Origin of the sequence: Nonomuraea sp. NPDC048901 (assembly GCF_040649695.1) — a bacterium.
GTDB lineage: Bacteria > Actinomycetota > Actinomycetes > Streptosporangiales > Streptosporangiaceae > Nonomuraea.
Map to the genome: position 1 here is coordinate 42,273 of NZ_JBEZFW010000031.1, position 19,248 is coordinate 61,520.

The 19,248-nt window shown below is 70.2% G+C and carries 21 protein-coding genes and 1 tRNA gene; 10 read left to right on the forward strand and 12 right to left on the reverse strand.

Annotated features, from left to right (window positions below):
• The first annotated feature begins 147 nt into the window (after positions 1–147).
• Complete coding sequence (locus AB0C30_RS54760) at positions 148–1,155, forward strand: phosphotransferase (protein ID WP_357959978.1); 1,008 nt, start codon at positions 148–150, stop codon at positions 1,153–1,155.
• 535 nt (positions 1,156–1,690) lie between these two features.
• Here AB0C30_RS54760 and AB0C30_RS54765 read toward each other — a convergent pair.
• Positions 1,691–1,764, reverse strand: a tRNA-Ile gene (locus tag AB0C30_RS54765).
• A 207-nt stretch (positions 1,765–1,971) separates the two neighbouring features.
• Entirely contained in the window at positions 1,972–2,400 is a 429-nt protein-coding gene (gene tnpA / locus AB0C30_RS54770) for an IS200/IS605 family transposase (RefSeq protein ID WP_357959981.1), read from the reverse strand.
• A gap of 42 nt (positions 2,401–2,442) precedes the next feature.
• On the opposite strand from tnpA, the gene AB0C30_RS54775 reads away from it, so the two are divergent.
• Positions 2,443–3,741 (forward strand): transposase, encoded by a 1,299-nt coding sequence (locus AB0C30_RS54775; RefSeq protein ID WP_357959983.1) that lies wholly within the window; start codon positions 2,443–2,445, stop codon positions 3,739–3,741.
• 52 nt (positions 3,742–3,793) lie between these two features.
• Positions 3,794–4,159 (forward strand): histidine phosphatase family protein, encoded by a 366-nt coding sequence (locus AB0C30_RS54780; RefSeq protein ID WP_357960139.1) that lies wholly within the window; start codon positions 3,794–3,796, stop codon positions 4,157–4,159.
• A gap of 106 nt (positions 4,160–4,265) precedes the next feature.
• Here the strand turns inward: AB0C30_RS54780 and AB0C30_RS54785 are convergent, their stop codons facing one another.
• Positions 4,266–5,198 carry a LysR family transcriptional regulator gene (locus AB0C30_RS54785; protein WP_357959986.1) on the reverse strand — a complete coding sequence of 311 codons (933 nt, stop codon included), beginning with the start codon at positions 5,196–5,198 and terminating at the stop codon, positions 4,266–4,268.
• 97 nt (positions 5,199–5,295) lie between these two features.
• Here AB0C30_RS54785 and AB0C30_RS54790 point away from each other — a divergent pair, with 97 nt between their 5' ends.
• Positions 5,296–5,520: a DUF6158 family protein gene (locus AB0C30_RS54790; protein ID WP_357959988.1), complete on the forward strand. Its 225-nt coding sequence runs from the start codon at positions 5,296–5,298 to the stop codon at positions 5,518–5,520.
• Positions 5,520–5,756, forward strand: a complete 237-nt coding sequence (locus tag AB0C30_RS54795) for a hypothetical protein (RefSeq protein WP_357959991.1) — start codon at positions 5,520–5,522, stop codon at positions 5,754–5,756. The genes AB0C30_RS54790 and AB0C30_RS54795 overlap by 1 nt, the downstream gene beginning before the upstream one ends.
• Positions 5,757–5,832: 76 nt before the next feature.
• On the opposite strand, the gene AB0C30_RS54800 is transcribed toward AB0C30_RS54795, so the two are convergent.
• Together AB0C30_RS54800 and AB0C30_RS54805 are read right to left on the reverse strand one after the other, a co-directional pair.
• Positions 5,833–5,994, reverse strand: coding sequence for a hypothetical protein (locus AB0C30_RS54800; RefSeq protein ID WP_357959995.1), 162 nt, complete (start codon positions 5,992–5,994; stop codon positions 5,833–5,835).
• Positions 5,991–7,622, reverse strand: a complete 1,632-nt coding sequence (locus tag AB0C30_RS54805) for a sodium:solute symporter family protein (RefSeq protein ID WP_357959997.1) — start codon at positions 7,620–7,622, stop codon at positions 5,991–5,993. The genes AB0C30_RS54800 and AB0C30_RS54805 overlap by 4 nt, the downstream gene beginning before the upstream one ends.
• A 75-nt stretch (positions 7,623–7,697) precedes the next feature.
• On the opposite strand from AB0C30_RS54805, the gene AB0C30_RS54810 reads away from it, so the two are divergent.
• Positions 7,698–8,477: a putative hydro-lyase gene (locus tag AB0C30_RS54810; RefSeq protein ID WP_357959999.1), complete on the forward strand. Its 780-nt coding sequence runs from the start codon at positions 7,698–7,700 to the stop codon at positions 8,475–8,477.
• Here the strand turns inward: AB0C30_RS54810 and AB0C30_RS54815 are convergent.
• Positions 8,474–9,055 carry an ATP-binding protein gene (locus tag AB0C30_RS54815; protein ID WP_357960002.1) on the reverse strand — a complete coding sequence of 194 codons (582 nt, stop codon included), beginning with the start codon at positions 9,053–9,055 and terminating at the stop codon, positions 8,474–8,476. The genes AB0C30_RS54810 and AB0C30_RS54815 overlap by 4 nt on opposite strands.
• Positions 9,056–9,143: 88 nt before the next feature.
• Between AB0C30_RS54815 and secY the strand changes: the two genes are divergently transcribed.
• Positions 9,144–10,436 (forward strand): preprotein translocase subunit SecY, encoded by a 1,293-nt coding sequence (secY, locus tag AB0C30_RS54820; RefSeq protein WP_357960005.1) that lies wholly within the window; start codon positions 9,144–9,146, stop codon positions 10,434–10,436.
• Between the two features lie 54 nt (positions 10,437–10,490).
• Here the strand turns inward: secY and AB0C30_RS54825 are convergent, their stop codons facing one another.
• From AB0C30_RS54825 to AB0C30_RS54835, 3 genes are all read right to left on the reverse strand, one after another.
• Complete coding sequence (locus AB0C30_RS54825; protein ID WP_357960008.1) at positions 10,491–11,198, reverse strand: response regulator transcription factor; 708 nt, start codon at positions 11,196–11,198, stop codon at positions 10,491–10,493.
• Positions 11,195–12,472, reverse strand: coding sequence for a histidine kinase (locus AB0C30_RS54830; RefSeq protein ID WP_357960011.1), 1,278 nt, complete (start codon positions 12,470–12,472; stop codon positions 11,195–11,197). Before AB0C30_RS54830 ends, AB0C30_RS54825 begins: the two co-directional genes overlap by 4 nt.
• Positions 12,473–12,745: 273 nt before the next feature.
• Positions 12,746–13,642 carry an aryldialkylphosphatase gene (locus tag AB0C30_RS54835; RefSeq protein ID WP_357960014.1) on the reverse strand — a complete coding sequence of 299 codons (897 nt, stop codon included), beginning with the start codon at positions 13,640–13,642 and terminating at the stop codon, positions 12,746–12,748.
• A gap of 175 nt (positions 13,643–13,817) precedes the next feature.
• Here AB0C30_RS54835 and AB0C30_RS54840 point away from each other — a divergent pair, with 175 nt between their 5' ends.
• On the forward strand, positions 13,818–14,273 hold the full coding sequence (locus AB0C30_RS54840; protein WP_357960017.1) for a TIGR02611 family protein: 456 nt from the start codon (positions 13,818–13,820) through the stop codon (positions 14,271–14,273).
• A gap of 55 nt (positions 14,274–14,328) precedes the next feature.
• Complete coding sequence (locus AB0C30_RS54845) at positions 14,329–15,318, forward strand: hypothetical protein (protein ID WP_357960020.1); 990 nt, start codon at positions 14,329–14,331, stop codon at positions 15,316–15,318.
• Here the strand turns inward: AB0C30_RS54845 and AB0C30_RS54850 are convergent.
• Together AB0C30_RS54850 and AB0C30_RS54855 are read right to left on the reverse strand one after the other, a co-directional pair.
• On the reverse strand, positions 15,315–15,635 hold the full coding sequence (locus tag AB0C30_RS54850; RefSeq protein WP_219533268.1) for a co-chaperone GroES: 321 nt from the start codon (positions 15,633–15,635) through the stop codon (positions 15,315–15,317). The two genes, AB0C30_RS54845 and AB0C30_RS54850, sit on opposite strands and share 4 nt — an antisense overlap.
• 49 nt (positions 15,636–15,684) lie before the next feature.
• A complete protein-coding gene (locus tag AB0C30_RS54855) occupies positions 15,685–16,620 on the reverse strand; it encodes an endonuclease/exonuclease/phosphatase family protein (RefSeq protein WP_357960023.1) in 936 nt (311 codons plus the stop codon).
• A 66-nt stretch (positions 16,621–16,686) separates the two neighbouring features.
• Here AB0C30_RS54855 and AB0C30_RS54860 point away from each other — a divergent pair, with 66 nt between their 5' ends.
• Positions 16,687–17,940: an ArgE/DapE family deacylase gene (locus AB0C30_RS54860; protein ID WP_357960026.1), complete on the forward strand. Its 1,254-nt coding sequence runs from the start codon at positions 16,687–16,689 to the stop codon at positions 17,938–17,940.
• On the opposite strand, the gene AB0C30_RS54865 is transcribed toward AB0C30_RS54860, so the two are convergent.
• Positions 17,891–19,186 carry an NAD(P)-binding protein gene (locus AB0C30_RS54865; protein ID WP_357960029.1) on the reverse strand — a complete coding sequence of 432 codons (1,296 nt, stop codon included), beginning with the start codon at positions 19,184–19,186 and terminating at the stop codon, positions 17,891–17,893. The genes AB0C30_RS54860 and AB0C30_RS54865 overlap by 50 nt on opposite strands.
• Positions 19,187–19,248 lie beyond the last annotated feature (62 nt).

Sequence of the window (19,248 nt, forward strand, 5' to 3'; positions counted from 1 at the left end):
CGGTCATGAGCGGATCTTGAACTCTCTGACCTGCGAAATATCGAGGCAACGAGCTCCGTCGCGGGCCTCGCACCAGCCGTACTCTTGCTCTGAAGGGGGCCTATAACCGGTTGCCCGCCGACCTGGGCATGCCGCCAGAATTGGCGCATGACCGCCTCCGCCGACCTGGAGTTCCTGGCCCCGCTGCTGGCAGCGTGGGGTTTCCCCCCGGACACGACGATCATCCGAGCCGAGCAGGGGACCAACAACCAGACGTTCCTGCTTCGCCAGGGGGGCGTTCGATTCGTGCTCCGGGTCAGCCAGACCCAGTCCGCCGCGCAGGCCGGCGCCGAGCACCGGATCCTGCGGCGGCTACGGTCGGCCGGACTTCCCTTCCAGGTGCCTGAACCAGTCGCCACGCCCAGCGGGGACACGGTGATCGAGACCGCGGCCGGGCCCGCCACCGTCTGCCGGTGGATCCCCGGCGTGCAGCCCGACCTCACGGGCCCGACGGCACTCGAGCGCTTCGGCCGGGCAGCCGGGCTGCTCGGCGAGGCGATGCTGGGCGTGCCACCAGAAGACGGGCTGGGGGACTGGCGCGGTAATCCTCTGGCGCACCCCGCCGTGCCGCACGTCGGCGCCCTTTGCCATCAGCTGCGCGCCGCCGGAATCAGCGCGGAGCGGGTCGCCCGCCTCGACGCCGTGGCGCGCCGCGTCGGGCAGGAGTGGCCTGCGGGCGGTGGCGCGCTGCCGACCCAGGTCATCCACGGTGACCTGGCGGCCTCGAACGTACTGGTCGACGAGGACACCGGGGAGGTGAGCGGGCTGCTTGACTTCGAGTTCGCCGGGGTCGGCTTCATGGTCCAGGACATGATGGCGGCGCTGTTCTACAGCGGGGCCCTGGAGACGCGTGACTGGCAGCTCCGCACGATGGCCTTCCTGCGGGGGTACGCCTCGGTCCGCCCGCTGGACGCCGCCGAGGCCGACGCGCTGCCCCGGCTGCTCCTCGCCCGGGCGGTCGGCAGCGCCCTGTCGCGGGCGGGCCGCTGGCTGAACGGGAAGGCACAGCTCGGCGAGGTCACCGACCGGATCCGCAAGCTGGAGGACACGACCCACTGGCTCGACGCCAACGGCGGAAAGCTCCAGTCACTCGCGGCCGCCGGCGGGCACCAGTGACTCGGAAGTACGGCTGGCGCGAGCCCCACGACATTCGGCTGGGGCGTCGACCGGACCGTCCAATGGATCACCGAGCGCATCGAGTCGGCCATCCTGGAAGCCTGACCGGCCGGCGCAGCCAGAATCCATCAGCCGCCCCTACGAGTGGTCTCAACTTGAAGAGCGACTTCCTCCTCATCGCCCTTGAGAGGGGTCTCACGCAGCCGTAAAGATCTTCGGCGACGGGAATGGCGCTACTGCCCCTATGACCTCGAACTGAACGTCGTCCTACAGGTGTCCGGAGCAGGGTGGCTCGACTTGGCGGGAAGAGCGAAAGTCGCGGCCTTGCTTGGGCCCCCTCCTGTGTCCAACCCGCGCCCACGCCGGCGTACGCGCGCAGGTGGCCGACCTCGACTCATGACCCGGAACCGTGGGGACGCATTGGGGAGAGACGTTCGCGAACGATCGGCTCCAGCCGTAGACAGCCGGACGTATGTGGCCCCCGCCCCGGCACAAAAGTGCAGGTCAGGCGGGGGTTTCTGCTGGTATCGAGAAGTAGGGCGGGTGGGACTTGAACCCACGACCCACGGATTATGAGTCCGATGCTCTGACCGGCTGAGCTACCGCCCCTTGCAAACATGCAGTCTTCCACACCTGAGCCCTCATGCCAGCATAGATCGTCCTCGTTCACTCAGCGCGTACGCCAGACACCGGGATCCATGGGTAGCGTCGGGCCATGGCGGTCAAGCTGATCTACCGGGATGTGGGCCAGTGCTCCGGCGTTTACGCCGGGGGTGAAGGCCCACGCGGGAAGGTGCTCCAGCGCCTGAGCGTGCCTTAAACCGGTCGGCTTTGCTGCTCGATGTACTGGCGCAGTACCGAGATCGGGGCTCCGCCCACCGATCCGGCGAAGTAGGAACCCGACCAGAAGTGTCCGCCCCACAGGTATTGACGCACGTGGGTCGAGTATTCCTGGCGCAAATAGCGGGCCGAGACGCCCTTGAGGCTGTTGACCAGCTTGGACAGGGCGACTTTCGGCGGGTAGTGGATGAGGAGATGGACGTGGTCGTGTTCGCCGTTGAACTCGCGCAGCTCGACCTCGAAGTCCGCGCACACGTCTCGCATGATCTCCTCGCAACGGGCCAGCATCGGGTCGGTGAACACTCCACGCCGGTATTTCGTGACGAAAACCAAATGCGCGTGGAGGTTGTAAACGACATGACGCCCAGTTCGGACATCGGGATTGGCGTTCCACCGAGGTGACATAAACCAAATGATTAGATCCGAGCCGTGGAGATGGTGAAGCGGGTGCGCGCACACCGCGCGCGCCTGAACCTCAGCGCGGCCCAATCCGGGGCGCTGGAGGGGCAGGCGCACACCGCGCGCGCCCTGTGGAACCTGTTGCACGAGTACGTCACTTTCCGGCAGGGCAAGCTCGCGACTGTCAAAGACTGCGACGAGGCGATCCGGGCGGCCCGCAAAGAGATCGACTGGCTGGGGCACCTGCCCGCCCAGGCAGCCCAAGCCGTATTGAAGACCTACCGGCAGGCGTGGGCGAACTTCTTCAACCCCGATCACCCCGCGCAGCGGCCCACGTTCAAGGCCAGGTTCCGCGCTCGGATGGCCGTGGATGTCCCCCAGGCCCGCGACCTGCACATCTGTCGAATCAACCGCAGGTGGGCAGCGGTGAACCTGCCCAAGATCGGCCGGGTACGGTTCCGGTGGACGAAAGACCTGCCCGGCCTCACCAAGGGCGGTCCGGCCGGGCGAATCACCGGGGCCCGCCTGGTCAAGGACGCCCATGGGTGGACCATCGTGTTCCGCACCGAAACCCTCCTCGACCCCTCCGCCCCCCACCAAGGGCCGGTCGTGGCCATCGACCGGGGCATCAACATCCCGTTGGCGCTGTCCACCGGGGAGAAGATCACCCACCGCAAGGAGTGGCTCTCCACCGCAGAGCGGGAGCGCCTGCTTCGCCTGCAGCGCAAGGCCGCCCGCCAGAAAGCCCACCGCAAGCCAGGTCAGAACAACAGCACCCGGCTCAACCGCACCTACGACCAGATCGCCCGGCTCCGCGCGACAGCCAAGCGCCGCGCCGTCGACTGGCAGCACCAGACCACCACCGACCTGGCCGCTCGGTTCAGCGTGATCGTGGTCGAAGATTTGCAGATCGTGAACATGATGGCGTCGGCGTCGGGGACGCTCCAGGTGCCAGGCACGAACGTTGCCCAGAAACGCGGCCTGAACCGCGCCATCGCGGGCGAAGCCTGGGCCCGTACCGTGGAATTCCTGACCTACAAGTGCGCTGAGCGGGGCGGCCGGGTCGCCACGGTTGCACCGCACGGCACCTCACGCGAATGCCACCACTGCCACACCACCATCCCCGGCAGCCGGGAGACGCAATCCCGGTTCGCGTGCAAGAACCCGCGGTGTGGGTGGATCGGCAACGCCGATACCAACGTCGCCCGCAACCAGCTTCATCGGTACAACTCCGCCGCCGGACGGGCGGTCACAGGACGTGGAGACTCCGCGATAGCGGGGCCGGTGAAGCGTCAAGCATCCTGTCCCACAGCCTCGCCCGCACCCGCGCCGAGAGCTGCTGCGTGAGCAGCACAGGAATCTCCCCTATTTATGGGGGAGAGCACGTCAAGCCTCTGATCTGCGGCGGGCGGTGCAGACGGCGGAGGTCGCGTTCGGGGATGGGCGGGAGATTCGGCTCGACTCCCGGTTGCGGGAGTGCGACTACGGGATCTACAACGGGCGGCCCGTCAGTGAGGTGGCGAGGTTGCGGCGGCGGTTCATTGAGATGCCGTGGCCCGGGGGGCAGAGCTGTCGGCAGGTGGTCGCGGAGACCGCGGCGTTTCTTGAAGAGGTGATGGACAAGTGGCAGAAGCGTACGGTGCTGGTGATCTCGCACTCGGCCAATCGGTGGGCGTTGCAGAATCTGCTTGAGGGCGTGGCGTTGGAGGAGCTTGTGGATGCTCCGTTCGACTGGAAGCCGGGGTGGGAGTACACCCTGGCCTAAGCGCCTAGAGCCCCCAAGAGCTCCCTGGCGGGCACGGGGAGGCGTGGCTCCCCGGCCCTCACTTACGAGATCGCGGCCCAGCGCGGAGGTCGGACATCAGGGCAGGTTAGGGAGCGGTGCCGAAGCCGGTGTTCCGTACCAGCCAGTCCTGGTAGACCGTGCTTCGCCGTACCACCTCCGCGTGGGTCTGTTTGGCCTGTTCCGCCACCCAGGCGGCATCCGGGGCGGCGGGGTGGTGGCCGAGGAGTTGCCGCCAGCGCAGCGGCGCGCCCGCGAGCGGGACCATCGCCAGGCCGGGGGCGGGCTGGTGGGTGGCCTGGCAGAGGGCCACGGCCCGGCCGACCCGGGCGAGGTGGGTGCAGGTGGCCACGTCGGTCTCATAGATCGTTCCCGGGGTGAAGCCGGCGCGGGCGCAGGCGGTGGCGAAGCAATCGGCGAAACAGCCGTCGCCGGGCGTGACGGCCCAGCTTTCGAGGGCGAGTTCGGACAGGTCCAGCTCCTTCTCGCCGGCCAGCGGGTGGGTCTCGGCGAGCAGGGTGAAGACCGGGTCATAGCTGATCGTCTCCCATCGCAGCGAGCCCGTGGGGGTGCCGCCGTCGCCGCAGGCGCCGGTCAGCGCGTAGTCGAGCCGGCCGAGCCCGGTCATGGCGGTGAGTTCGTCGGCCGACCATGAGGTGTACGTGCTCACCGTCCGTTCCGCGGCGAGCCGGTCGACGAGGCCGCCGAGTATCGGCCCGTTCGTGGCGCCGATGCGGAAGCCGGGGGAGGGGGCCTGGGCGAACCGTACGGCCTCGTCCTGCAGTTCCTTGGCCGCCGGGAGGAGCACGCGGGCGCGGGCGAGCACCAGCTCGCCCAGCCGGGTGGGCCGGGCGCCGTGCCTGTCGCGCTCGAACAGGGTGCCGCCGAGTACCCGCTCGATACGTTTGAGCTGTGCGGTGAGGGCCGGTTGCGCCAGCCCGAGCAGGGACGCGGCCTTGCTCACACTTCCCGCGTCCGCGACCGCGCGAACGATCCTGAGGTGCCTGAGCTCGAGGTCCATAACGGGAAGGTAAAGCGGTGATCTCCTCCCGACAATGCCCTTATGTCAGGAAATGTGACACATATTGTCGGGCGCCTTCTGGGGTAGGGGCTACTCCATGACGATGATGGGAATCGATCCAGCGCAACTCCAGGACGACGACCTGCTGCGTGAGCTGCGGCAACTGCACACCACGCGGACCGACACCTTCCTGCACGGCTCGGACGACGCGCTCGCGCGCCACACCACCCGGACCAACCAACTGGAGAGCGAATACCTGCGCCGCTACCCGGAGCGCGACATCGACCCCGGGCGGCTGAGAGAGGGAGCGAGGCGACGCTGATGGCCCGAGATCACGATGTGCAGGCACTGTCCGACGTCGACATCCACGTGTACGAGGCGGTCGCCTCGCAGGCGGTCGAGTCCGGCGGCGCGGAGCTCGGCGCGCTGATCCGCGCGACCGGTCTGGAGGAGGAAGAGGTACGCCGGAGCGTGGCCATGCTGATCGAGCAGGGCTACGTGGTGCCGCGGGGGAACGGGTTCGGCCTGGGCGCTCATACGTTCGGGCTCGACTACTGAAAACCTCGACAGGGGGCGGCGGGCCGATGGGCCGGCCGCCCCCCGGCGTTGGATGCGGGCCGGCCGCCCCCCGGCGTCAGATGCGCTTGACGCGGGCCCAGATCACGAAGGCGCCGCCGAAGACCGCCATGACCAGCCCGGTCCACAGATTGACCGCCGCCCCCACCACCCCGGCGATGATCAGGATCACCCCGTAGATCAGGAACAGTCCGCCGATCACCATTCTGATGTCGCTCACAGGATCACCCCGTACATCGCGGCGGCCAGGACGATCGCGCCCGTCCCGAGGATCACGGGCGAGCGGTACCACTTCTTGTCACCGGCCAGCGCGTCGTCCGCCAGGTCGACGGCGCTGAGCCCGTACACCAGCCCGCGCAGTTCCTCCACGGGCTTGGGCGTGGTGACCAGCGTGACCACCACCGAGACGAGCAGGTCGACGACGAAGGCCACGCCCGCGCCCCAGAAGCTGGCGTTCAGTTCGGTGCCGAAGTCCAGCATTCCGGCCTTGTACGCGATGTACGAGGCGAACGCGGACGCGGTCCCGGCCAGCAGGCCCCAGAAGCCGGCCCACGGCGTCATCCGCTTCCAGAACAGCCCGAGGATGAAGGTCGCGAACAGCGGCGCGTTGAAGAACGAGAACAGCGCCTGCAGGTAGTTCATGATGTTGGAGTAGCCGGCCGCGATGAACGCCGTGCCGACGCCCAGCGCGACGCCCGCGACGGTGGCGATCCTGCCGACCCGCAGGTAGTAGCCGTCGTCGCGGTCCTTGGCCAGGTGCGCCTGCCAGATGTCGTTGGTGAACACGGTGTTGAACCCGCTGATGTTGGCCGCCATCCCGGCCATGAACGAGGCCAGCAGCCCGGTCACCGCCACGCCGAGCACACCGTTGGGCAGCAGGTCCTGCATGAGCAGCGGGATCGCGTTGTTGTAGGCCTGACCCTTGCCCAGGTCCTTGAACAGGACGAGGGCGATCAACCCCGGCAGTACGGTCACCAGCGGGATGAACAGCTTCGGGTAGGACGCGATGATCGGGGTGAGCCGGGCGGCGTTGGTGTTGCGGGCGGATAATGCCCGCTGCACCTCGGCGAAGTTCGTGGTCCAGTAGCCGAAGGACAGCACGAAGCCCAGGCCGAACACGATGCCGAGCCAGTGGGCCTCCATCGGGTTCTTGCCCGCGCTGTCGGCCCACGTGTGCAGGCCGGCCTCGCCGAGCGCGCTCTGCCGTACCTTGTCGAACAGGCCGGAGACGCCGCCCACCTTGGCCAGCCCGAGGATGGTCAGCGGGATCAGGCCGGCCAGGATCACGAAGAACTGCAGGACCTCGTTGTAGATCGCCGACGACAGCCCGCCGAGCGTGATGTACGACAGCACGATCACCGCCGCCACCACCACCGACACCGGCAGGGGCCAGCCCAGCAGGGCCTCCATGACCAGTGCGAGCGCGTAGAGGTTGACCCCGGCGATGAGGATCTGGGCCACGGCGAAGGAGAGCGCGTTCAGGAGCTGGGTGGCGCCGTTGAAGCGGCGGCCCAGGAACTCCGGGACACTGCGTACCTTCGAGCGGTAGTAGAACGGCATCATCACGATGCCGAGGAACACCATCGCGGGCACCGCGCCGATCCAGTAGTAGTGCACGGTCATGGCGCCGTACTGGGCGCCGTTGGCCGCCATCCCGAGGATCTCGATCGCGCCGAGGTTGGCCGAGACGAAGGCCAGTCCGGTGATCCACGGGGGTAATCCACGGCCGGCCAGGAAGAAGTCGAGGCTCGAGCTGATCCGCCGCTTGGCGGCGAACCCGATGCCGAGCACGGTCGCGAAGTAGATCGCGATGAGCGCGTAGTCGAGGAGGTTCACATCAAGGCGCACGGCGTTCCCTACTACCCCGAAAAGTCAGAGTATGTCGGCGATTGCGGGCCCAGTTACCGGGCGTAATCTCGAGGTGTGGATGTCGCAGACCTGACCCCGGCGCAGGCGCGCGAGCGCTTCCGCGCGGGCGAGCGGGTGCCGACCGCGGGCTGGTGCTCCGGCTGGACGCAGGCCAATCTGATCGCCGTGCCCAAGGAGCTGGGCTACGAGCTGCTGCTGTTCGCCCAACTGAACGCACAGGCGTGCCCGGTGCTGGACGTGGGGGAGCCGGGGGCGTGGTCCACCGCCCTGTTCCCGGGCGACCTGCGTACCGATCTGCCGGGATACCGCGTCTATCGCGACGGGCGGCCGGTCGCCGACCTCGACGACGTGGTCGCCGAGTGGCGTGACGACCTCGTGGCCTTCCTCATCGGCTGCAGCTTCACCTTCGAGCAGGCGCTGCTGCGGGCCGGGGTGCCGATCAGGCACCTCGAGCTGGGGACGAACGTGCCGATGTACCGGACGAGCGTGCCCTGCCGCCCGTCCGGCCCGCTGTCAGGCCCGCTCGTGGTGTCGATGCGGCCGGTCCCGGCGGCGCTCGTGGACGTCGCGATCGAGGTCAGCGGCCACTACCCGCAGGTGCACGGGGCGCCCGTGCACGTGGGCGACCCGGCCGCGATCGGGATCACCGACCTCGGCCGGCCCGACTTCGGCGATCCGGTGGAGGTACGGGCCGGCGAGGTGCCGCTGTTCTGGGCCTGCGGCGTGACGCCGCAGGCGGTGATCATGGCCAGCGGCGTGGACTTCGCGATCGGCCATCTGCCGGGCCACATGGCGATCATCGACGCGCGCGACGACGAGTATCGGGTTCCTTAACCTGATTTGTCGGGGCGCGGTGGGATGCCCGCTCTTGACAGCTGCTCGCCGACCGACGGCGCGCCAGGGCGGTTGTCGATCTCCAGGTGCGGTACGGCCGGCGGCTCGGACACCCGGATCGCCGCCAGGTACGCCTCGAACGCCGCCAGCTTGCCCGCGTCCTTCTCCAGCCCTCTGGCCACCAGGCGCTCGCGCAGGGTCGGCCCGTCCGAGCGAACCCAGATGAGCCTGACCGGGTCGCCACCCAGCTCGCCGACCCAGCGCTCCCAGAGCCGCGCCGAGTGCACCTGCGCGGTGAACGGGCCGTCGAGCAGCACCGGGCAGCCGTGCTCGCGGATCTGCCTGGCCGTCCTGGTCATGCCCGCGTACTCGTGCGCCTTGATGTGCTCGTCGTACCACGGGCCTTCGCGTTCGCCGTGGTGCCTGCCGTACCCCCGGAGGATCTCGGTCGCGAAGTCGCCGTACAGGGTGTCCTTGTCGAGCAGGGCGGCCGGCGGGTCGAGGCGGGCGAGCAGCGCCGCCGCGACGGTGGACTTGCCCGCCCCCGGCGGGCCGCTGATCACCCAAAGCGTGCTCATGTGGTCAGTGTCGCGTACGCGGATCTGCGTACGCGGGTGACGCGGCTCGGCGGACGACCGGAGACGGGCGCGCCGACAGACTCGGCTCATGCTGACCGTGCTGTTCAGGGCGTTCCGGGTGCCGGATCTCCGTAAGAAGTTACTGTTCACGCTGGCCATCATCGGGCTGTTCCGGCTGGGGCAGATCCTGCCGGCGCCGGGGGTGGACGTCGTGGCGGTCCAGCAGTGCCTGGGTACGGCGCGTGGCGGGCTGTTCGACATGGTGCAGATGCTCAGCGGCGGCGCGATGCTGAAGCTGTCGGTCTTCGCGCTGGGCGTCATGCCGTACATCACCGCCAGCATCGTGATGCAGCTGCTGACCGTCGTCGTGCCGCGACTTGAGACGCTCAGGAAGGAAGGGCAGTCGGGGCAGGCGAAGATCACCCAGTACACGCGTTACCTGACCATCGGGCTGGCCGTGCTCAACGCCACCACGGTGGTCGCGCTGGCGCGCGGCGGGCAACTGCTGCCCGGGTGCGCGCGGCCGCTGCTGCGCGACGAGAGCCTGCTGGGCGTCGCGGTGGTGGTGGTCACCCTGGTGGCGGGGACCAGCATGGTGATGTGGCTGGGCGAGCTGGTGACCGACCGGGGGATCGGGAACGGGATGTCGATCCTGATGTTCACCCAGGTCGTGGCCTTCTTCCCGTCGTACATGTCGACCATCTTCGTGCTCAGCCCGTTCGCCTTCGGCATGCTGCTGGTGACCGGGGTGTTCCTGGTGGCGGCCGTGGTGTTCATCGAGCAGGCGCAGCGGCGCATTCCCGTGCAGTACGCCAAGCGGGCGGTGGGGCGGCGGATGTACGGCGGGAGCAGCACCTACATCCCCCTGAAGGTCAATCAGGCGGGCATTGTGCCGGTCATCTTCGCCACGTCGCTGTTGTACCTGCCGACGCTGGCCGCTCCACTGCTCGGTGACGAGGTAGGCGGCTGGGTGTCGCGGAACATCACCGCCGGCACGCACCCGCTCTACATGATCGGATTCTTCCTGCTGATCGTGGGATTCGCGTACTTCTACGTGTCGATCACCTTCAATCCCGTCGAGGTGGCCGACAACATGCGGCGGTACAGCGGGTTCGTGCCGGGCATCCGCCCTGGCACGCCGACCGCGCGGTATCTGGCGTACGTACTGTCGCGGCTGACCGCGCCCGGGGCCGTCTACCTGGGGGTGCTGGCGCTGCTGCCGCTGCTCGCGTTCGCGATCCTGCGGGATCCGAGCACCCAGCAGAACTTCCCGTTCGGGGGGACCAGCATCCTGATCATGGTGGGTGTGGGGCTCGAGACGGTGAAACAGATCGAGGCGCAGCTCCAGCAGCGCAACTACGAGGGCTTCCTCAGGAAATAGCGACGTTGGTACGGCCGGGTCGGCTGGCTGCGTTGGGACGGCCAGGCCGGCTGGTTACGTTGGGACGGCCAGGCCGGCGCGCATCGCGAACACGACCAGTTGGGCGCGGTCGCGGGCGTGGAGCTTGACCATGGCCCGGCTGACGTGCGTGCGGACGGTGTCGGGGCTGATCACCAACTCCTTGGCGATCTCCTCGTTGGACCTGCCGGTGGCCACCCAGGCGACCAGTTCGCGTTCGCGCGGCGTGAGGGTGTCGAGGCCCTCGACCGGCTCGGTGCCGTGGCGGCCGAACAGGCCGATGACCTTCCTGGTGATCGCGGGCGACAGCAGCGCCTCGCCCGCGGCCACCACCCGGACCGCGCCGACCAGCTCGTCGGGGGCGCTGTCCTTGAGCAGGAACCCGCTGGCTCCGGCCTGGAGCGCGGCGAAGATGTATTCGTCCACGGCGAACGTGGTCACCACCACGATCCTGGTGCCGCTCAGCTCGCGGTCACCGGCGATGGCCCGCAGGGTCGCCAGGCCGTCCATGCCGGGCATGCGGATGTCGAGCAGGAGTACGTCGGGACGGGTGCGGCGGATGAGCTGGAGCGCCGCCGCGCCGTCGGCCGCCTCACCCACGCACTCCAGGCCCGGCTCCCGGTCCAGCAACGCCCTGAGCCCCATCCGTACGACGGCCTGATCGTCGGCGACGGCCACCCGGATCACCGGCCCCTGCTCGGCTTCTTTGGCTTCCTCGGGTTCCTCGGCTGAGGCGGGGGTCACGTGAGGTCTGCCGGGGAGTCGGCGGTGTTGTGGCGAGCTGAGCCGGTCTGGAGTGCGGGTTGCTGCGGGAATGTGGCGAGGACCTGGAAGCCGCCGCCGTCCCGTGGGCCCGCCGTGAAGTGTCCACCTGCGGCGAGCACCCTGGTCCGCATCCCGGCCAGTCCCCGGCCCTCGGACGTCCCTGCTCGGCCGTGCTCCTCGGTCGTTCCCAGCCGGCCGGCGGCTGGACCAGTGCTTCGGAGGGCGCCTCGGTCAGCGATTTCCAGGACAAGCAGCCCAGCCGGGTCGCTGGACAGCCGGACGAGCGCCTGTGTCGGGCCGGCGTGGCGCAGGACGTTGGTGAGCGACTCGCGTACCACCCCGTAGACGGTCGCGCTGAGGTGAGCGGGCACGACGGGGTCGGCGGGCTCCACGTCCACCGCGAGCCCTGCGGCCCGGACCCCGTCGATGAGGCTCGGCAGGTCGTGGGCGCCGTCCCGCGCGTCATTGGCGCCGGCGCGCGGGTCATGGGTGCTGTCGCGCGGGTCGAGCCGGTCGAGTGCGGCGCGTAGCTGGGTGAGCGCCGTCGTGCTGGTCTCCCTGATCGCCAGCAGCGAGGCGCGCGCCTGCTCGGGGTCGTCGTCGAGCGTGACGAGCGCGAGCCCGGCCTGCAGGGCGATGGCCGCCAGCCCATGCCCGGCGGCGTCGTGCACCTCCCCGGCGATCCGCGCCCGCTCGGCGGCGAGTACATCCTCCCGGGGCCCGCCACCCGATGCGGCGTCACCCACTGCGCCGTCACAGGGGACGTCGGCGTGGAGGGCGCCGTCGCAGGGGGCGTCGTCACGGAGGGCGCGGACCGTGCGGTGTGCCGGGGCGAGGCTGTGGGCCGCCGGGATGCCCCAGGCCCTGGCGGGCGTCGCGGTCGCCAGCGAGCCGGTACGTACGGCATCGGCGGTGACACCGGCTCGTGCAGCGTCGGCGGTGGTGCCGGTTCGTACGGCATCGACAGGTAGGCCGGTTCGTGCGGTGTCGGCGGCGGTGCCCACTCGTGCGGCATCGGTGGAAGTGCCGGCTCCTGCCGTGCCCGTGGAGATGGCCGGTGGCGGCTCGGCCTCCGCGGCGGCCGCGGCAGCGGCGGCGCGTGCCTGGGCCAGGCCGCTGAAGGACCACGGGACGGCCAGCCAGCCGGCCCAGGCCAGCATGATCACGACCGGGACGTCACCCAGCCGGGCCATGCGGGACAGCGCCTTGAACGGCCCGCGCGGGCCGTCACCGCTGTGCGTGTGCTCGGTCACCGTCCCCCCACCTGGCCAGGCTCGCTCAGCCCATAATCCTAGCCAGTTTCCGGCCCTCCGGTTGGCGGCTGGACCGCCCGAACCCCCACGAGACGATCTTGTGGGGGTTCGGCTGGCCGCCACCTGGAGCGCCTGCCAATCTGGAGCGCGCCCGCCAACCTGGGGTGCGGCCAGCAACCTGGGGCGCAGTTGGCAACCCCGGTCACCTGGGGCGCGGTTCGGGTCAAGCGACTCCGCCTGGAGCGCCGCCGGCCACCTGCAGCGCCGTCCAGGTCAGGCGGCTCCGCTGGTGAGCCAGCGCAGCGGGTTGTCCCGGGTGACGAGGCGGATCGTGTCCTCGGTCACCCCGGACTCGCGCAGGCGCGGCAGCAGCGTGTGGAAGAGGTGCGCGTACCCGGGCCCGCCGTACCGGTTGACCTGCGCGATCCGGCTCACGCCGGTGCTGAGCAGGAGGCGGTCGGCGTGGCCGTCCTCGATGAGGGCGAGCGCGATCCTGGCCGACTGGTCCGTGCCGAGGCTGAGCGAGCCCAGGCTGACGTACGCACCGGCCTCGGCGATCTTGCGGGCGACGGCCGGGTCGCTGCCCGCGTAGCCCACGCTCACCCTGTCGCCCGCCAGGCCCTGGGCGAGGAGGATCTCCAGCATGGCCAGCCCGTTGTGCCCGTACGTGGCCACGGGCAGGCGGGAGGCCAGCGCGGCGCGGGCGGCGGCGATGAGGCCGCGCTCCTCGGCCGGGCTGGGTTCGGTGCCGCAGCAGCCGGCCTGGCCGATCACGCCGGGGAACACGCCGATGTCGTCGAGGCCGTCGGAGATCTCGCTCATCAGCCGCCTCGTGAGCGTCTCGACGTCCGTGTCGCGGGGACCGCTGAACGGTCCGGCGAACAGGCCGGTCGAGGCGATCACCGGAACCCGGCTGCCCATCGCGATCCTGGCCAGGGCGGCGGCGTCGCGGCCCATACCCAGGCAGGTAAGATCGATGATCAAGCCGAGGTGGTCGGACTGGCGCACCTCGCGGAGTTCGGTGGTGACGGTCTGGTCCTCGTCGAGCCACCGATAGGGGTCGGAGTCGATGCCGGTCGCCCAGCGCATGTCGGTGCGCAGGTGCTCGCGGGGAAGGACGGCGCCGTCGATGGCGGTCGCGGGTACGGGACCGGTGACGGTACGAAGCATGGCCTCGGGCATAGGAGACGGTAACCGATTTTTGCCCGAAGTCGCCTATAAAAGCATGAAATTTTACGTTTTGAGCGGTTTGTCGATTTGGCGGGTTGTCGGGTTGGTAAGGCAGCCTATTTCAGGGCCGCTGGGCCGTATCCTGGGGGGCACATCGACCGTGCGGGGGAGTACGTTGCCGATCCAGGACTCCGAGACCGGAGACGCCGACGCGATCAAGGATGAGTCGGCAGACCGTTCCAGCATGCCCGAGCGCCGGTCGGGCATCCACGGCTGGCTGGACGGCATTCGATCCACCCGCGCGGGCGCGCTCACGCTGAAGATCGTCATCGGCGCCATCGGCGCGATCATGGTGGTGGGCGGCCTGATCATGGTGCCGTTCCCCGGGCCGGGCTGGCTGGTCGTGTTCGCGGGGCTGGCCGTGCTGGCCACCGAGTTCCACTGGGCGCGCCGGGCGCTGGAGTTCGGCAAGCGGGTGCTGCACGACTGGACCGAATGGTACAAACGGCAGGGCTGGACGGTCCGCGTCATCGTGCTCATCGTGACCGTGGCCGTCGCGGCCGTGATCGTCTACATCGGGCTCAGAACGCTCGGCATCGATCTGATCGCGCTGGCCCAGCGCGTTATCTAGACCGGGTCGTTATCGCTGCCGGAATTCGGGCCATCCGGTGCCTATTCTGCGGGGCGTGATCGCCCACATCGCCGTCGCCGTGTCGCTCGCCCTGCTCGCTCCGGCCTCACCCACCGGTACCGCCGTGCTCCCCGCCGTCCAGGCCGGGCTCCCGACCGCTCAGGCCGGGCTCCCGACCGCTCAGGCGGACACACTGCTCCTTCCCGGCATCAGCGTGAAATATCAGGAAAAAGCGGGTGATCCCGTACGGCTCAGCAGCTACGGCCTGGGCACCAAGAGCACCTACCTCAGGACCAGGACCGGCAACGCGTTCGCCAGGCAGCCGGCCCTGTCGGAGGCGGCGGTCTCACCCGACGCCGCCACAGTGGCCGGCGTCCCGAAGTCCTACCGGGCGGGCTACGACTCGCTCCTGCTCACCGACCGCGCCAGCGGCCAGACCAGGCGGGTGCGTACGGTCAAGAAGCCCCTGGCCGCCTCGTACATCTCATGGTCGCGCGACAGCAAGCGCGTGGCGCTCACCGTCGAGCAGAAGGCCGGCGGGAACTGGCGGACCGTCGGCTTCACCGTCGTCGACGTGGTGGCGGGCACCGCGCGCACGGTCCGCCCGGCCGGGCTCGACGGGAGCGCGGACTTCGGGTGGAGCCCCGGCGGCGACCTCGTCGCCAGGTTCGGCGACGGCCTGCGGACCTACCGGGCCAGTGACGGCGCGACTCTGCGCACGTTCGTGGGCGTCGGACCGCCGACCGGCCCGGAGGACGCCTACTCGCCGTCGGGCAGCCGCCTGACCACGTGGTGCCCGGCACGCTTCACGCAGCAGCTCTGCGTGGTGAACCCGGCCACCGGCAAGATCGCGAGCCGGGTGGCCGTCAGCCCGCCGATGCTGTTCGGCTGGTGGGACGAGAGCCATGTCATCGCGGTCATGCCCCACCAGAGCGTCTACCGCCTGTCGGTGCTCGACCTGACGAGCAAGGTGACACGGGTGCTGGCCGACATCCCGTCCCAGACGTGGAAGGCGAACCTCTGGCTGACCTTCCACCGGGGCTAGAGGTAGAGGCCGGTGCCGTGGTCGGTCTCCTGCGTGGCGACGGCGTGCAGGTCTCGCTCGCGCATGACGAGGTAGACCTGCGCGTGCAGCTCCACCTCGAACTGGTCCTCCGGGTTGAGCAGCACTTTGTCGCCTACCTTGACCGCGCGCACGTTCGAGCCGACCCCGCAGACCTCGCCCCAGGCCAGCCGGTTGGCCATCTTGACCGTCGCGGGGATGACGATCCCGGAGCCGCTGCGCCGCTCCTCGGTCTCTTGCTCAAGCCGGATCATCACCCGGTCGTTGAGCATCTGGATCTCGAACTTGGGTGCTACCACGCGCTCAGTTTACGGTCATCCGGACTCCCGCGAACCGGCAATGGCGACGTCAGGGCAGTGTGAGCTCGGCGAAGACGGGCCGATGGTCGGTCTTCGCCAGCGATTCGACCGAGAACGCGCGTACCCCCATCCCGGCGGAGGCCAGCACATGGTCGATCACCACACCGGGAGCCCGCCCGCCGCTGGGCCAGTACGTCGCGGTGAAGCCCCGTCCGGTGACGTCCGCCGCGTCGCGGTAGCCGGCGGCCAGCAGGTCGCGCATCGGTACGTGGTCGAGCGTGGCGTTGAAGTCGCCGGCGAGCACCCGCGCGGCGCCGCCGCCGCGAGGCAGCGCGACCAGCCCCTGCTGCCAGCAGGGCGTACGTCCCTCGTACTTGGGCGCGCACGGATGCACCGACACCACCTCGATCTTCGTCCCGCCCGGATCCGTGACCACCGCCCTGGCCTGCCCGAACGCGCCGAACTGGATGGCCGGCCCCGCCGTGAGCGGATAGCGCGAGTAGACGCCGGAGCCGCCCACGCCGGGCAGCGCCCGGACCACGGCCTGCGGCAACGCCTTGCGCAGACCCGCCCGGTCCAGGGCCGCCGCGGCCTTCGGGGTGAGCTCCTGCAGCGTCAGGACGTCCGGCCGGAGCCTGGCGACCAGGTCCATCAGCCCCGCCGTGTCGGCCGAGCCCACCATCAGGTTGGCCGCCAGCACCCGCAGCGTCCTGCCGCCCGCGACCGGCTCGCCGTCGGCGAACCAGCGAGGTAGTACGGCCAGCGCCAGGGCCGCCACGGTGACGAGCGCGACCGCCCCGGCGACCCACCGCCGCAGCGCCCCGGCCAGGGCGAGGGCGAGCACGGAGGCCGCCGCGGCGTACGGCGTGAACGCCACGATCGGCACCCACGGCCACAACCCGTCGTACGGACTCACCCGCAGCGCCGCCCACACCGCGAGCGGAGCCACCACCAACCACACCAGAACGCTCACCAAAGTTCGCACCCGCACCTCCTCCCATGTATCGCCACGAATCATCACAGAGGTTCACGTCATGAGATGGTGGGCTCCATGCGCGACGCGGAAGCCAGGGTCCTCCAGGCCATCGACGACACCGACACCGTGCACCTGCTGGCCGAGACCGTCAGAGTGCCCAGCGTGACCGGCACCGACGCGGAGTCCGAGTTGCAGCACCGCGTCGCCCGCGTGCTCACCGAGGCCGATCTGGACGTGGACGTCTGGAAGCTGGACCTCGACGACCTCGGCCGCCGCGCGGGCTTCCCCGGCACCGAGGCGCCCCGGGCCGAGGGCTACGGCGTGGTGGCCGTGACCGGCGGCGAAGGCACCCCGGCACTGGCCTTGCAGGGTCACGTCGACGTCGTGCCCATCGGCGACCTGGCCCAGTGGGCGGGACACGACCCGTTCGCCGCCAGGATCACCGGCGACACCCTGCACGGCCGCGGCGCCTGCGACATGAAGGCCGGGCTGGTGGCCAATCTCGCCGTCGTCCGCGCGCTCAAGAAGGCCGGGGTACGGCTGGCCCGGCCGCTCGCCGTGCACTGCGTGGTCAGCGAGGAGGACGGCGGCCTCGGCGCGTTCGCCACGCTGGCCAGGGGGCACACGGCGGAGGCGGCGGTCATCACCGAGCCGACCAGTGGCGCCGTCATCACGGCCAACGCGGGGGCGCTGACGTTCCGGCTGGAGGTGGTGGGCCGGGCCGCGCACGGGGCCACCCGGTACGAGGGGGTCAACGCGGTCGAGGTGTTCTGGCCGGTGTTCGAGGCGATCCGGCGACTGGAGGCCGAGCGCAACCGTGACGTGCCGGCCATCTTCGCCGGGAACGCGATGCCGTACCCGATCGAGATCGGCACCGTGCGGGCGGGCGACTGGGCCAGCAGCGTGCCCGACCTGCTCGTCGCGGAGGGCCGGATGGGCGTCCGGCTCGACGAGGACCCGGCGGCGGCGCGGGCCGCGTTCGAGGAGGCGGTGCTGACGGTCGCGCACCCGTGGCTGCGCGACCACCCGCCGGCGATCACCTGGCCGGGCGGCCAGTTCGCCAGCGGGCGGCTGCCCGAGGCACACCCGCTGCTGGCGGAGGTGACCGGGGCGATCGCCGACACGACGGGCGCGCGGCCGATGGAGAAGGCCGCGCCGTACGGGAGCGACCTGCGGCTCTACGCGGCCGGCGGGATCCCGGCGCTGCACTACGGCCCTGGCGACGTACGGTACGCGCACGCCCCCAGGGAGCAGGTCGAGCTGCGCGAACTGCGCGAGGTCACACGAGCGCTGGCAACGCTCGTGGTGCGCCGTTGCGGAACACTTTGAGCAGCGCCCCCAGGCTCATCAGCGACGGCGGCGCGTCCATCAGGTTCGACACGCGGAGGAAACGCCTGGCCAGGTCCGCATCGTGTGCCGCCGCCGCGTGGAAGCGCCCCAGGTAGGCGTTGATCATCCGGATCTTCGGCGTGAGCTCACCTTCCACACCGGACAGCCGCAGGTCACCGCCGACCACGATGTCCCATGGCGCGTCGAGCACCTTGGTGATCCGCCTGAAGAACGGCAGCGGCCGCAGATCCGGGTCGAGCAGCGCCTTGGCCTCCAGCGCCGCGACCGACATGCCCTGGCCGTAGAACGGGTTGAACGCGCAGACGGCGTCCCCGACCACCAGCAGGCCCTCGGGGAAGCGCGAGAGTCGCTCGTAGCGATACCTGACGCTGGCCGGGGTGTGGTACGAACGCGGCTCCCCGATCGGCTCCGCGACGGTGATCAGCTGGTGCAGGTCAGGGGCGGGCAGCGTCTCGGCGAACGCGGCGAACTGCCGGAGTGGGAGCTCCGGCCCGTTGCCGGTGTACCCGGCCATGGTGACGATCCAGCGGTCGCCCTCCAGCGCCAGCGCCACCCCGCCGCGCGGGATCTCGGCCGTCGGCGCCACCACGAGCACCAGGTCGCCGCCGAGCTCGTGCGGCCGGCGGCGGAACTCACGCGTGCCGTACCTCAGGTCGATCGTCACCCGCTCCTCGGCGGGCCGCTCGTAGCCGAGCTCGGCCAGCCAGTACGGCGTACGCGAGCCGCGCCCCGAGGCGTCGACGACCAGGTCGGCCGGCATCGGGTCGCCACTCGCCAGCCCTACGCCGCATACCCGGCCCCGGTTGGCGAGCAGATCGGTGACGGGGCGGTCGTCCAGCACCCGCACCCCCGGCAAGGCGCTGACGCGGCGGCGGATCTGCCCTTCGAGCAGCGTGCGGCTGACCGACAGCCCGATCAGGCCGCTCTCCGCGCGGGCGTGTGTATACCCGCTGTGGATCCAGCGGGCCCGGCTCTGCAGATCGCCCATGAGCGCGCCCTGCGCGACGAGCTCGGCGGTGAGCCCCGGCAGCAGCTCGTCCATGACCTCACGGCCCCTGGCGAGCAGGCCATGCGCGTGACGGCTCTGGCCGACGCCCCTGCGATGAGCGTCGGCCGAGGGCAGTGTGTCGCGGTCGATCACGGTGACTCTGGCGTACCTGCGGTGCAGAGCGGCGGCGGACAACAGGCCCGCCATGCTCGCGCCGATCACGATGGCGTGATCCATGATGGTTCCCCCTGAGAAAGTTGTGGCTTCCAGAGGGTCACCCGCGCCCGCCGCCCGCTTCC

Bases quoted from the DNA above. Each gene is read 5' to 3' on its own strand.
- AB0C30_RS54760 (WP_357959978.1), top strand. From the start codon at position 148: ATGACCGCCTCCGCCGACCTGGAGTTCCTGGCCCCGCTGCTGGCAGCG.
- tnpA (WP_357959981.1), bottom strand. From the start codon at position 2,400: ATGTCACCTCGGTGGAACGCCAATCCCGATGTCCGAACTGGGCGTCAT.
- AB0C30_RS54785 (WP_357959986.1), bottom strand. From the start codon at position 5,198: ATGGACCTCGAGCTCAGGCACCTCAGGATCGTTCGCGCGGTCGCGGAC.
- AB0C30_RS54790 (WP_357959988.1), top strand. From the start codon at position 5,296: ATGACGATGATGGGAATCGATCCAGCGCAACTCCAGGACGACGACCTG.
- AB0C30_RS54795 (WP_357959991.1), top strand. From the start codon at position 5,520: ATGGCCCGAGATCACGATGTGCAGGCACTGTCCGACGTCGACATCCAC.
- AB0C30_RS54815 (WP_357960002.1), bottom strand. From the start codon at position 9,055: ATGAGCACGCTTTGGGTGATCAGCGGCCCGCCGGGGGCGGGCAAGTCC.
- secY (WP_357960005.1), top strand. From the start codon at position 9,144: ATGCTGACCGTGCTGTTCAGGGCGTTCCGGGTGCCGGATCTCCGTAAG.
- AB0C30_RS54835 (WP_357960014.1), bottom strand. From the start codon at position 13,642: ATGCTTCGTACCGTCACCGGTCCCGTACCCGCGACCGCCATCGACGGC.
- AB0C30_RS54860 (WP_357960026.1), top strand. From the start codon at position 16,687: ATGCGCGACGCGGAAGCCAGGGTCCTCCAGGCCATCGACGACACCGAC.
- AB0C30_RS54865 (WP_357960029.1), bottom strand. From the start codon at position 19,186: ATGGATCACGCCATCGTGATCGGCGCGAGCATGGCGGGCCTGTTGTCC.